Genomic DNA, 11640 nt, shown 5'->3' with positions numbered 1-11640 from the left:
GGACACGAGAAAAGTGGACAAAACCGGTTGTATCTCCTTACTCGGTCAATCTTACGAAGTGGCATCCGTGCTGGCCGGACAAAAAGTACAAGTGCGATTTGACCCGTACGATCTCAGCGAAATTCAAGTTTGGAAAGACGGAACACGTTACGAGAATGCGCGAGTCCTCAAGCTGCGCGACCCGAAACAAAAACGAGTGAAAACTTCGGAGGTGGAGTCCCCAGCGGTACAGCCATCAGGACTCAATTATGTGGAGCTGCTCTACGAAGAACATCGTCGCCAAATCCGTGAGGCACAAAGTAATGTTCTGCAAGACTTGGTAAAGGGGGCTAAACAGCCATGATTCGAAGCTTCTTTGGCTGGGAGCGAACACCATTCACCAAAGAGATTGAACCCCGGCATTTCCATCGGTCGGATCGTTTTGAACAATGTGTGGCTCGGCTCCAATACATGGTCATGACGCGCTCTATTGGCTGTGTGACTGGAGAGATTGGCAGTGGGAAGTCGACGTCGATCCGTGCCTTGAAAGAGCGGATTGATGCAAACAAATACCGATTTCTCTATTTGTCCGATGCCCATTTGAAGCCTCGGGATTTTTACCGAGAGCTCTTGCACCAATTCGGGGCCTCACCGAGATTTCTGCGGGGTGAGGCCAAACGTCAATTTCAGCATTTGGTATGGGATTTGTTTGAGAACCAGAAAAAGGTCGCGGTCGTCGTCATTGATGAGGCGCATTTGCTTTCTGGCGATATGCTGCAAGAAATTCGCTTCCTCACGAATTTCAATATGGACTCGGTCTCTCCCTTGGCATTGATTTTGGTGGGACAGCCGGAACTGCAGGCGACACTGCAGCTTCGCGTCTTTAAGCCAATTACACAACGCATGAACGTACGATTTCACTTGGAGAGCCTGTCATCTCAAGAGACAAGAGCGTATATTGAACACCATCTGGAGGTGGCCGGCAGTACCCACCCGGTTTTCACGACCGAGGCGATGGATGCCATCTATGCACATACCCGCGGAATTAGCCGGGAGATTAATAACGTTTGTACAGCCAGTTTGCTTGATGCTGTGCTCAGAAAGGACAAGTTGATCGATGCGATTCATGTGTCCCGCATCTTAACGGAATTTGATGACCAATGATGCAGACGATGAAATTTCATAAAGAGACTAGGCGTTGGAGGATTTATGAAGGGACACGATTGTTGTATCCGTTGCATTGTGGAGACCCGATACTCATCGAGGTGGACGATGCGTTCTGCCGTGTTAGCCTGGAGTTAGACACGGAATGGTACGTCAAATTAGGGGAGACGAAATTCTGGCTGCACCGAAAAACTGTATACAATGTGAGATCGTTATTCTAAACCTGCTCATAACAAGCAGGTTTTTCCATTTCCGCCACCGAATTTTATTATTTACGATCGCCACGCCTTTGGCGGTGAGGAAAGTAAAAAACCACCGTCGCTGTCGGTTCCGAAACGACCGTCAATGAGAATGGTTAATGACATTAAGGCTACCCAAATTATTTAAGTACCCTTGTATTGCAATATACCACTTTACTTTTTTCCCGCTATTTAATCGCATTAAATGCAGATGAATTGAAAGAAGCGAAAATTGGTTACTTAAAAGATTTAAGAAAACTAAAATCCATCATCACCATATCATCTTTAAGGCAAAATTTTCAGGGCACCCTTGCTTGGGGTGCCCTGATTAAATGAAAAACTTAATTACATTTTTAGGTAATAAAAAAAACCAAAAAATCTAAAAAAGAGCCGAGGTGAAAGTATCACGCGGCTTTTGTGTTTCATGCTAATTCATCATAGTTAATCTTCAACTTATTTAAAGCCAGAAGCATTAAGAAACTTAATTGTAGTGATTTACTCTTTCGTATTCGCTGATGATGGTCTTCTTACTTTTACCGTTTCTGCTATTGGTGGTTTGTTTGTTGTTCTGGACGTCGTGCTTCTCGTACCCTAAATGCGTATCTAGCTCCGCCTCCAACATCTCCTGCAGCGTCTCAGCAAAGAGTTCCTTCAATGTGTTCTGGGCGTCTTGTGCCGTTACGAGCTTGTTCTCCTTGATAAATTGCCGTAGCTGTTCCTTGGACCATAATCCCATGTATTCTCCCAACCCTTCCTAGTAACTCTATTGTAATAGGTTTGAGAGTTTACACAAAGAATTTTACAGCCTCGCAGCCTCGTCTAGGTTTTTATTCAGCTATCGTTCCTCGTTAGCGTAATGATCGTTGGTTTAATGGTTGCTTTAACCAATACCTTATACCTTTACCAGCTAAAGGCTCATCCTCAAATCTAGGAATAACATGCAGATGAGCGTGAAATATTTCCTGTCCACCAACATGTCCACAATTCCACCCAAGATTGTATCCTTGAGGAGCATATTCTTTATCCAATAGTTCCTTGACCTGTTGTAATAGATCAAAAGTTGCTTGCCATTCTTCTGGCGTTAAATCAAACGCGGTTTCTCTATGAATTTTAGGAACAATTAAACCAGAACCAAGTAAGACTTCTTGAGGTTTTTGAACAAAGAAACAGTGTTCATTACTAAGAACAACGCTCTGTTCTGGGTCTTTTTCAGGAAAGCAAAATGGACAACTCAACTTAAGCCCTCATTTCTAACTCCTTATTCCTCTAAAATTTCTCCATATATCTCCATTATCCTGCCCGTTACTTCAATGAAACAGGGAGCAGCGCCGCGGCAGTCTACTCCCTGTGTTTATGGTTGAATTATCGTACTCCGCTAGCTTAATCGTAAATTTTGCTGAGTTGAGAAGAATACTGCGTTTCCTCAAAAATCATTGCAGGAATCTTTTCAAGCCAATCAACAGTTGAACCAATCCCATCACACCCCAAAAGCTTAAATTCCTCATAACTCATATCAATTCCGATTCGCTCCCATATGATAAAACCGTCGGCTTTAACTACATTTGCAACGATTACAGTACACAACAAATCGCAATCGTCTGGGCACATTAATACTGGTAAGACAACCTCTTTTCCCTCTGAATTGAACCTCTTTTTAAGAAACTCTTTCTCTTTCGGGTCATCGACCCAGTCAATAATTGTTGGAATCATGCCTAAAAGGTTATCTGAGGGGTATTGACGATGAATCACTAAATCCAGAGAGATACCATCAATGATGATCGTATGGTGTTCAACATCACTGTACGCACTCTTCATCGACACAACTTCAATTTTATTCACTACTTTAATTGGTTTTAACATCTCCCTCTGACAAATACCCAAACAATATTGTATCACGATTGTTCCGCCTAACTGCCCGTCCCTCGCAACAAAGCTGCCGTTCAACGCGGCAGCTTAGACATGATGTGAATAATTCTGCTAACGTACTCCATCAACTACTTTTGACAGTTTTGAACCCTGTTCAATAATCGGAACACTTTTTTAGAACATTTACATAATCGGTACACAATCTTGAGATTTTGATTTTTCAATAAATTGTTCCGATAAAATATAAAAGCCGTATTAAATGCGACTTTTAATCGGTACATATTCTTGAGACTCGACAAAACTACTTTTTAACTTTGCTTCGCACTCAAAATTCTTTTAATTTCACTCATAAGTTCTTTTAGCCTTTCCGCTTCCCTATCTTCCTCTTCATTCCATGTTCCATTTTTGATGTCGATTTTGTAAATTAACATATCTATCGATAATACGAGAACAAAAATAACTGAAAATTCAACAAATTATTAACCTGATAATAATACAGAAAAAACAATTGAGGGATATGCTAAAATTAGTAGTTGCCACGCTAGAAGCTCAAAATAATGTATATGGAGGAGAATGGAAGTGAGAATCGTGGACTTTGCAGAGAAAGAATTAAAATTCAACTTAAGCTGCATTCAAAAGGATTTGTTAAAGTTGCTTGAGAATGATTCAGATTTTCTCAGATATGTGAAGAAGAAGTCTCATACAATGGTACAAGTTATTGATATTTATGATAAATGGAGTAAGAACAAGTTTGCTTAGATTCTTCTTCTCGTTATAAATATCTTAAATAAGGATCGTGAGGATATGAGTGACAACTTATATAAAGAATTGAAAAAAATTAGTGATGAAGACGAACGTTTAAAATTAGTAATCCAGGAAATTAAAAATATCATGGAATCTAAGAAGAACAGAACATTTGCTCAAAATTTGATAAATAAGAAACGAGAAACACAACCTAAAGGATGGGATTAATACGGCTTTCTCTATAAAATCATCCTTTTATCGTTTCTACTAACTTTTTTAATCTTACCTTCCATTCGAAATAACCCTCATCCAATTGTTCTTCTTCATCTGAAACATTAATAATACTAATTGATTCAAATGCTCTGTCAGAAGGTAGTAACGATATTAAACCCTAGTAAGGACAAGGATCAATTTTGTGTGGGACATAAGGATTTTCAATCATTGTATCAACATTCCCATCAATAATTAGGGCTTGCTGAACGGGTCGACTTTATAACGACAATGCGCCCCGAACGACGAGCCTGGATAACAGCCACTGGAAAATAGGCAAAAAGAGAACTCGTAGTCTCTTTTCCAGATTCATCACCAGTAGTTGCAGCCCAATCACCGTTTCACTGGTCGTCTGAAGGTGCGCTCGAATACGGCCAAGCCCGTAACTGCGCTTGCCTTCTCCGAATTTGCCTTCAACGGCATTGCGTGCTGAGGCGTCCGCTTTGGCGATTCGTTTTTGTTCCTGCTGGTCACCCGAAGGGCGTCCGAGCCGAGGCCCGCTGAGACGAATCCCTTTCTCCTTGCAGTAACGCAGGTTATCACGGGTGCGGTAAATTTGGTCGGCCAGCACGGCTTTGGGATAAAAACCAAACCGTGCACGGTACGTTTCTACAGAGGCTTGAAGGGTCACGCTCTCATTGTAGCTGTCCCAGGAAAGTTGTTCCCGGAAGGCATAGCCGTTCACCACGCTGATCGCCAGCTTAGCCCCAAACTCGACGTTCGCCTTGGCTTTGCCACGCACGATCGGACGAACATGCGGCTGCGAGATGCTGACGATTCGATCGGGTGTGCTGTGCGACTTGGCGTCATACATCGCTTGCTGCTGACGAAACAGTTCCTGAATGACGAGTAACTCCTTGTAGGCTCTGCGCGAGAGCCGATTAAGGGCGCCGTCTGCGGCAAGCTGAGTCACAATTCGTAAATCGCGGGCGACAAAGCGCAACTGTCTCCCAACGGCTTTTCGCATGGCCCGCGGTTTCACCCGCCGCTGCTTGGCCACCGCCAAATAAGCTTTTCTCGCCCGCTCGCGGTAGGTTCGCGGTTTGAAAGTCTTTCCACGGTCGGGTTCATGCAGCGTATCAATGATCGTTTCCAGTTTCTCACGAGCTTGATTCAGTAGCGACAAGTCTGTTGGATACGCGATGTCTGCCGGCGCGCAGGTCGCATCAAGCAGAAGCTCGCCCTCGTTGGTCAGTTCGATCTGTTTCGGCTGCTTTTCGTCCGAGTCGCTCATGGTGACGGAAGAATGGCCGCTGCCTGAATCATCGTCGTCAGAGCGGTCTTGCGCTTCCCTTTGCTGGCGGGACTCCTCCAGCACAATCCATTCGTTTACTTCATGGATCACATCACCGCCTAGCCGCTTACGGAAATGGGTCATGAGTGAAGCGTGAAACGGACGACGGTGCTGATATTCCGGCAAGCCCAGGAAGTACTGCAGATACGGGTTCTCCAGAATCTGCTGCAGGGTTTCCCTGTCATCAGTCCCCAGTCGTTCTTGTATGATAAGTGCTCCGAGCGCAACGCGGATGGATACCGCTTTTTGGCCCTTCAGGCTGCGTTTGAAGTTTTTCGCGTATTTCTCTTCGACCTTCCACCAGGGTATGATTTGGGCGAGCAAGACCCATCGATTATCCTCTGCGAGTTTTCCGCCAAAAGGCAGGAAGAAATCGCCGGGTAAGATGATTTGCCCTTCGGTTCGCTGGTACATGCTAAACGCCTCCATGTGCACGGTTTTTGACGGGGAACTCCCGTTTTCCTTACACATGATTTCGACAAAAGCGGTGTTAAACCCTTGTATTTCCTAGCTTTTTATTTCGTTCAGCAAGCCCTAATTATATCATTAACGATTACCCGGGAATGTTCCCAAGTAAAAGAAATCTTAGGATTTGCAACTGAAGTGTATCTAGCGTTTCCCTTGTGGACTTGTGCTTTATAACCGAGCAATCTTAATCCGTACCTAAGCAAACAAGCAAAATAAATACACATCTCTGATCGTCCACACCAATTCTCATCTGTTAATGCCCCACAGAAGTTCAGCAATTTCTTCCTCTGTTCTACTGATAGAATTTCCCCATTTGTAATTAACCTATCATGACAATCTGACCTTTTCTTTTTCCCGATGTGCTTTCAGCTAAGTTCAGGCCAGCCTTTCGAAGTAATTGGCTTCCATGTGCATATCGCTGTAGATCCCCTGCTCCTGCCAATATGGCTGCAACAAAAATGGGACCTAATCCCTTTATGCTCTGAAGTTGTGCCGCGATAGGGATCTCGCTCAGCAGTGATAGAATCTGTTGATCCATACTTTTCAGCATAGCCTCAATACGTTCATACTCCGTGACTAGCCGCTGAAAATCCTGATCGGCCGATCGATGGACCAGAAGGCTCTGCGCATAGTCGTAATTTTTATAAATCATCGCCTCATTGAAGGCCATACGGGCGTCCCTCTTAACCGCCGCTGTGCTGTTCGTGCCTGTGATCGGCGTATTCATCCGGGTGCAAAGCCCGCGTCAGGATGCCCAGAACAGCTGAAGTAATGTGGAGTTCGACCAGCGCCATACGACGCCGATACGCGTGGTCGAGATGCGCATACGCTAGAAAGTTGGCAAACGGAGCGCAAACCTGGAAGCGGGTCGCGATGAACAGCATCATATCCCGTTCGGCGACAGTAAAAAAAACAAAATGCCCTGCCCGGCAACGACCGGAAAGGGCATTTCTGATTTGTACAAGTCCGTCAGCTCAGCGCTTGCTGTTCAGCCGCAGAGCAGCTTGCGGCCGCTCCGCGCACGAAGGCGATATCCACCTCAATCTGCGGACGGAATAAGGCCCAGCTGAACAGCGTCTCGCCCAAATGCATTAAAGGCTGCGGCTTGTAGCGGGACTGCGTCGCTTCGATCAAGTCCTCCCAATGCTTCGCCGCATGAGGCGCCTCCAGCCATTGAAGCGCTTCGCAGTGTTTCTCTTCCTCCCCTGTCCGCTCATACAGCGCAAAGTTGACACCGGCCCGGAGCTTGGCGGCGAAATAAAGGCTCAAGCGGGCCCAGGCCTCGGCATCCAGCATCTCGGAAGCAAGCGCAGGCGTGCTTTCCGTAATCGCTGACAGCGACTGCAAGCCCTGCTGCGCATCCGCCTCCAACCTGTCAGCCAACTGCAGAGGCGTAATCCGGCCTTCCGTAGACCACCGGTTCACCACAGACTCCGCGTAGTCGCGAAGGGAGAGGTAAGCCGGGTCGAAGGTGCGGCCTTCCAGCAAATCCTGCAGCGAAATAAATGCCTTCCCCGAGTTGTATTCGGCCCGGTTCGTCGCCAGGAAGCCTTCCGCATACAAGGTGAAATCCCATGTAAACGCGAAGAAAGCGCCCAGCGTGATCGGCATGCTGCTGACCGTGGCGTATGCGCGCAGCAGATGCAGGCCCGCCTGCTCGCCGTAACGCTCGGCGAGCGCTTGCTCGAATACCTGATCCGGCGTTGCAGGATCATACAGCAGCCGGCCCCACAGCATGTAATACAGCCAATGCTTCTCGAAAGCATAGGTCCAGGTCATCTGCGGGCTATCCTCGATATGCGAATAGTCCTTCGCCGGGATAAAGCATTCGGAGCCTACATAATAGCCTCCAACATAGTCGTGTAATAATAATGTCGGGATGATGCTCCTGAAAAAACCGGAGCCCTTCCCCTCCGTTCCTCGCCTCGGCCGTGATGACGAAGCCGTTGCTCTGCCGATCAATCAAATGCTTGATATCATCCCTCACGATATCCTCATCCTCAACAATCATAACCTTCAGCATGTACCGTCACCCCCGTACGTTTGCTTGTGTTCCAGGCTATTCATACAATATAGTGCAGATATTACCAACTCCATCAGCGCACTACAATAGACAAATATTGACCTCGGCGGCGCATTCGCGCGAAAAAACCGCGCTGAGCGCGGTTTTCCCTATCAAACGCAAGCAGCCGGTCAAGCCATGCCCGCGGCGGCTGTACGTATTTCTATAATCGGCTGCTGTACGAAGAAAATAAAGTTTTAGAATGGACTTGTTGCTTTGGCGCGATTCCGTGGAAAGAGAATCGTCAGCTTCTGCAGTTGGTAAATTGCCGTTTTCGTACTGATGCACCTCAATCTCTATCTTCCGTATTAAAATAAGCAGTCTCAATAAAATTAATAACGTCATCAACAGGTGTCAGCCACAGGGTTTCGGAATTTTGGGTCCCTCTATTAACAACACCTAGCAACCCGTATGGAAAAAGAACATCTCTAGGTCTGTAGCTGAAAACTAAGGAACCGCTCATACCATAAACTTCCGGCAATTCTGCCGGAGAAAAATATTCATTGATATTGCCTTCTTTGTAATAATGAAGCGTTATCAAGTTTGCTTCTCTTTGGTATTCCTTAATAAATGCCAATTAAGGCAATGAAGTTGTTTCCACCAAAATGGTTCGACCATCGCTTTCCACATTTGTTTGTGAAGCCGGGAAACCGTGGACAAAAGCAAAATTACAAGCATCTAAGTATTGTGTTGGGTCTTGAAAACACTGTTGGTCAACAAATAACTTATCTGAATCGCTCTGAGCTTGTACTGGATCAATTTCTAAAACTGCCACATCCAGTTCCTCATCCATTTTACATGAAATAAACCTTACTATTTCGTTTCCATGATCCTTAAATGGTACAACAATTTTTCCGAACAAGTCACCACTCTCAATAGTCTGAACGACGTGAGCGTTGGTAATAAAGAAAAACTTTTCCCTATAGTTGATAAATCCTCCAGATCCAATCGGGGCAAGCTCGTATCCTGGAATTTGTGTTTTACGAAATACCTTCGCAATTTTAGGTCCGCTCCAGACTTTAAGTTGTTCCAACTCCTCTAACAATTGACTAGTCGAAAGCCGTATTTCTGCACTCAAGCTTTATCTCTCCTTAACTGAATAATTTTTTTAGCGCTCACGTTCGGATATAACAGAGCCGCGGCGAGGAAAATCATCAAACTTTACAAAAAAGGTTCATAACGCATTTATTGCGCTATAAACCTCATTAGCCTCAACACAACATATTACATTTTATCAGAACGTAAATTCTCCATAATTGTTTGATAAGTCTTGTCATAATCTGAAAATCTATGCACTGTGGCTAAGGTGAACGAGTTGTTATTCATGACACACATCTGAATCTCCTCACCAATACCCACTTTATTTTCAGTAGTAATATCGTCTCTTCGTTTCTGTAGTTGGCTTTGCCGGGCATCGACCAATTCTGTTCGTCTGCGCTTACATCGGATACGGCGTAAACATGGTCCAGCGTCACGAACTGCTCGGCTAGCTTATGGTGATTCGGCGTGATGGCCCGTCCGAATTCCACAAGACTGGGGTCTCCGCTCCTTTTGCCCAAATCACCGAAAATATCATCGTTAGTCCGGTTCTCCATCAGGACGTAAATTACATGCTTAATGGGTGAGTCTTCCCCAGAATATCGCGGAATCGGGAACATCTGCTGTTCATTAGGCATGGCCGGCCTTGCCGAAGAAGCAGATTCTACTCGATTGTTGAATTGAACTTGCTGCGTATATTCTCGAAGCCGCTCGACCGAGGGGACGTCTATCACGGACAAAGTCCCTGTCATCATGCTGCAGCCACAAAAAGCTTGCTGCCGTCGGGCGAGATAACGATGCCTGCCGGGTAAAAGCCGGAACCGCGCGTGTCCCCAACGGTAACCGGTTTTAGTTCCAAAAGTACCCTCCTTGAAATCATATTCCCGAATCTTCTCGTTTCCACCTGCAGAAGCGTACAGCTTAGACCCGTCGTCCGAGGTAGAGGGCCTCCGGAGCATTATAGCTTATAGTTTGCACTACCATGCTGGACGTAACGTCGATAACCTGAAGCGACTGTGTCGTCATACCGTCGTTGGAAATGACGAGATAACGCCCATCCGGACTTAGCGCACCTCCCATAGGGAAGCTTCCCAGCGTTGTTTGCTTACCGGCCGGCGTGAGCTGCCAACCGGTTGTAGTGTTCGTTCCGCTCGTGATGAGAGGTGCGGCCTTCGTCTGCAGCATGCCTGGAGCAGAGACCGCCATGCTTGGACCACCGGGTAGCGTGCTAGACGAAAATACTACTAATGGATTTTCTGCAATCTGGGGATTAATGATATACGCCGCGCAAGTACTCAAACTCACAAACAGGCATAATACCGCGCATACTAAGAGCCATTTTTACTTCCCGATTTTGAGTCTCAATCGTACCACACCGTTCTCCACAGTAATCAAATCACAGTGGAATTATAACAAGGGCGTGTAAATCAGGTTCCTGTGAAATATAAATCCGCGATGAAAAAATTATGTGATATCTGTAAACGGCGCTACTTCCCGAATTGGCGGATAACGCCTGAGCCCTGCAAAGATTACCCTTGCCCGCTTGTACTAAACTTCGGAAATTTTCTTTGAAAAAACAAAAAACACCTGTTTAAAATATCAGGTGATCTCCAAACGAATCTAAAATGCTCGGGCTCAAATTCAAGACACGTCTCGCTCTCGCAATAAAATGACTGCTGGCGGCGTGCCACCATGTTCTGCCGGTGCGTCGAGCTCATCGATTCCATGCCTTTCAACCGCAGGTAACCCGGACGCTCGGTCAGTGTGACCCACGATGGCTCGGCCGGGATGCGCAGCGTACTCCAATCGACGGCGAGCACCGGCTGGTCGAAATCATCCGTCTCCGGCGTAGGCGCGAACGGCTGCGGAACGATGTCGGGATCCTGAACCCGCTCGGACGGAGCCGGGCCGCCTTTCACTCTCAGCCACAGATCGTCCGTCCAATAACAGCGCTGAATCGCCGTTTCTCGGCCCAGATTGCAGAACTTGTCCTGAACCGGCCGGCCGATCAAATGAACCATGTACCATTCATTCGTATGCGTCTGGACCACGCTCTCGTGCCCCGCCTTTTGCAATGCATAGCATATTGACCAGCCATTTGCGGCCGTCGTCATCATGGAACAAAGAGGGGTCGAAGCCGCTGCTGTTCAGATAGATCGGCTCTGGCCAAGGGCCCATAATATCGGTCGCCGTGACCAGGTAGTTATGCGTGTCCTTGAACGTACCCATACGGCTTTTGACATCGGTACAAATCAAGTAAAACGTCCCGTCGTGGTAGCTTAAGCAAGGCGCCCATACCCTGCCGGAATCCAGATCGCCCTCCATGTTCAGCTGCGATTTCCGGGTGAGCGCATGCGTCAGCAGCCGCCAATGCACGAGATCCTTGGAATGATGGATTTGGACTCCCGGGAACCATTCAACGTCGAGGTGGCAATATAATAATCGTCTCCAACGCGCAAGATCGAAGGATCAGGATAGAATCCGGGCAAGATCGGATTTGTATTGAAAGCCATGTC

At 46.6% G+C, this 11640-nt stretch carries 17 protein-coding genes and 2 pseudogenes; 5 read left to right on the top strand and 14 right to left on the bottom strand.

All coding sequences use genetic code 11. The annotated features are described in order from the left end of the window. From O9H85_RS35170 to O9H85_RS38115, 3 genes are all read left to right on the top strand, one after another. Window positions 1-343 (top strand): Mu transposase C-terminal domain-containing protein (locus tag O9H85_RS35170; RefSeq protein WP_269886016.1); only part of this gene is annotated, 343 nt, incomplete at its 5' end. After that, the gene (locus tag O9H85_RS35165; RefSeq protein ID WP_269886015.1) at window positions 340-1143 is read left to right on the top strand and encodes an ExeA family protein; all 804 of its coding nucleotides are present in this window, start codon (window positions 340-342) and stop codon (window positions 1141-1143) included. The genes O9H85_RS35170 and O9H85_RS35165, both read left to right, overlap by 4 nt. Next, window positions 1140-1364 carry a DUF5348 domain-containing protein gene (locus O9H85_RS38115; protein WP_409348255.1) on the top strand — a complete coding sequence of 75 codons (225 nt, stop codon included), beginning with the start codon at window positions 1140-1142 and terminating at the stop codon, window positions 1362-1364. Before O9H85_RS35165 ends, O9H85_RS38115 begins: the two co-directional genes overlap by 4 nt. A 523-nt stretch (window positions 1365-1887) precedes the next feature. Here O9H85_RS38115 and O9H85_RS35160 read toward each other — a convergent pair. From O9H85_RS35160 to O9H85_RS35150, 3 genes and pseudogenes are all read right to left on the bottom strand, one after another. Beyond that, window positions 1888-2118, bottom strand: a pseudogene (locus tag O9H85_RS35160) (transposase); the annotation flags it as partial. 112 nt (window positions 2119-2230) lie between these two features. After that, window positions 2231-2617 carry an HIT family protein gene (locus tag O9H85_RS35155; protein WP_269886014.1) on the bottom strand — a complete coding sequence of 129 codons (387 nt, stop codon included), beginning with the start codon at window positions 2615-2617 and terminating at the stop codon, window positions 2231-2233. Between the two features lie 145 nt (window positions 2618-2762). Beyond that, window positions 2763-3278 (bottom strand): hypothetical protein, encoded by a 516-nt coding sequence (locus O9H85_RS35150; protein ID WP_269886013.1) that lies wholly within the window; start codon window positions 3276-3278, stop codon window positions 2763-2765. Between the two features lie 549 nt (window positions 3279-3827). Here O9H85_RS35150 and O9H85_RS35145 point away from each other — a divergent pair. Continuing rightward, window positions 3828-4007 (top strand): hypothetical protein, encoded by a 180-nt coding sequence (locus O9H85_RS35145; protein WP_269886012.1) that lies wholly within the window; start codon window positions 3828-3830, stop codon window positions 4005-4007. A gap of 45 nt (window positions 4008-4052) precedes the next feature. Beyond that, window positions 4053-4220, top strand: a complete 168-nt coding sequence (locus O9H85_RS35140) for a hypothetical protein (RefSeq protein WP_269886011.1) — start codon at window positions 4053-4055, stop codon at window positions 4218-4220. 262 nt (window positions 4221-4482) lie between these two features. Here O9H85_RS35140 and O9H85_RS35135 read toward each other — a convergent pair whose 3' ends face one another. The 11 genes and pseudogenes from O9H85_RS35135 to O9H85_RS35085 all read right to left on the bottom strand — a co-directional run. Beyond that, window positions 4483-5970: an IS5 family transposase gene (locus tag O9H85_RS35135; protein ID WP_269886010.1), complete on the bottom strand. Its 1488-nt coding sequence runs from the start codon at window positions 5968-5970 to the stop codon at window positions 4483-4485. A 373-nt stretch (window positions 5971-6343) separates the two neighbouring features. Next, a complete protein-coding gene (locus O9H85_RS35130) occupies window positions 6344-6694 on the bottom strand; it encodes a transposase (protein WP_269886009.1) in 351 nt (116 codons plus the stop codon). A 13-nt stretch (window positions 6695-6707) separates the two neighbouring features. Then, window positions 6708-6911, bottom strand: coding sequence for a hypothetical protein (locus tag O9H85_RS35125; RefSeq protein ID WP_269886008.1), 204 nt, complete (start codon window positions 6909-6911; stop codon window positions 6708-6710). 82 nt (window positions 6912-6993) lie between these two features. Next, window positions 6994-7803, bottom strand: a complete 810-nt coding sequence (locus O9H85_RS35120; protein WP_269886007.1) for a hypothetical protein — start codon at window positions 7801-7803, stop codon at window positions 6994-6996. Between the two features lie 7 nt (window positions 7804-7810). Further along, the gene (locus O9H85_RS35115; RefSeq protein WP_269886006.1) at window positions 7811-8047 is read right to left on the bottom strand and encodes a response regulator; all 237 of its coding nucleotides are present in this window, start codon (window positions 8045-8047) and stop codon (window positions 7811-7813) included. An 81-nt stretch (window positions 8048-8128) separates the two neighbouring features. Further along, on the bottom strand, window positions 8129-8374 hold the full coding sequence (locus tag O9H85_RS35110) for a hypothetical protein (RefSeq protein ID WP_269886005.1): 246 nt from the start codon (window positions 8372-8374) through the stop codon (window positions 8129-8131). A 1-nt stretch (window position 8375) separates the two neighbouring features. After that, the gene (locus O9H85_RS35105) at window positions 8376-8627 is read right to left on the bottom strand and encodes a hypothetical protein (RefSeq protein ID WP_269886004.1); all 252 of its coding nucleotides are present in this window, start codon (window positions 8625-8627) and stop codon (window positions 8376-8378) included. Between the two features lie 36 nt (window positions 8628-8663). Beyond that, window positions 8664-9164, bottom strand: coding sequence for a serine protease family protein (locus tag O9H85_RS35100; protein ID WP_269886003.1), 501 nt, complete (start codon window positions 9162-9164; stop codon window positions 8664-8666). Window positions 9165-9408: 244 nt separating this feature from the next. Further along, window positions 9409-9879 carry a hypothetical protein gene (locus O9H85_RS35095; RefSeq protein WP_269886002.1) on the bottom strand — a complete coding sequence of 157 codons (471 nt, stop codon included), beginning with the start codon at window positions 9877-9879 and terminating at the stop codon, window positions 9409-9411. A gap of 166 nt (window positions 9880-10045) precedes the next feature. After that, window positions 10046-10330 (bottom strand): YncE family protein, encoded by a 285-nt coding sequence (locus O9H85_RS35090; RefSeq protein ID WP_269886001.1) that lies wholly within the window; start codon window positions 10328-10330, stop codon window positions 10046-10048. Between the two features lie 416 nt (window positions 10331-10746). Beyond that, a pseudogene (locus O9H85_RS35085) lies at window positions 10747-11637 on the bottom strand (family 43 glycosylhydrolase); the annotation flags it as partial. Window positions 11638-11640 lie beyond the last annotated feature (3 nt).

It is taken from the genome of Paenibacillus gyeongsangnamensis, assembly GCF_027533625.1.
Classification (GTDB): Bacteria; Bacillota; Bacilli; order Paenibacillales; family NBRC-103111; genus Paenibacillus_G; species Paenibacillus_G gyeongsangnamensis.
Note: the sequence above shows the minus strand (reverse complement) of the source record. Positions and strands in the feature narration are given on the sequence as shown.

What these genes read in the sequence shown, in the direction of transcription:
- O9H85_RS35165 (WP_269886015.1), top strand. Translation starts at nt 340, where the DNA reads ATGATTCGAAGCTTCTTTGGCTGGGAGCGAACACCATTCACCAAAGAG.
- O9H85_RS38115 (WP_409348255.1), top strand. Translation starts at nt 1,140, where the DNA reads ATGATGCAGACGATGAAATTTCATAAAGAGACTAGGCGTTGGAGGATT.
- O9H85_RS35140 (WP_269886011.1), top strand. Translation starts at nt 4,053, where the DNA reads ATGAGTGACAACTTATATAAAGAATTGAAAAAAATTAGTGATGAAGAC.
- O9H85_RS35135 (WP_269886010.1), bottom strand. Translation starts at nt 5,970, where the DNA reads ATGTACCAGCGAACCGAAGGGCAAATCATCTTACCCGGCGATTTCTTC.
- O9H85_RS35130 (WP_269886009.1), bottom strand. Translation starts at nt 6,694, where the DNA reads ATGGCCTTCAATGAGGCGATGATTTATAAAAATTACGACTATGCGCAG.
- O9H85_RS35125 (WP_269886008.1), bottom strand. Translation starts at nt 6,911, where the DNA reads ATGATGCTGTTCATCGCGACCCGCTTCCAGGTTTGCGCTCCGTTTGCC.
- O9H85_RS35120 (WP_269886007.1), bottom strand. Translation starts at nt 7,803, where the DNA reads ATGACCTGGACCTATGCTTTCGAGAAGCATTGGCTGTATTACATGCTG.
- O9H85_RS35115 (WP_269886006.1), bottom strand. Translation starts at nt 8,047, where the DNA reads ATGCTGAAGGTTATGATTGTTGAGGATGAGGATATCGTGAGGGATGAT.
- O9H85_RS35095 (WP_269886002.1), bottom strand. Translation starts at nt 9,879, where the DNA reads ATGATGACAGGGACTTTGTCCGTGATAGACGTCCCCTCGGTCGAGCGG.
- O9H85_RS35090 (WP_269886001.1), bottom strand. Translation starts at nt 10,330, where the DNA reads ATGGCGGTCTCTGCTCCAGGCATGCTGCAGACGAAGGCCGCACCTCTC.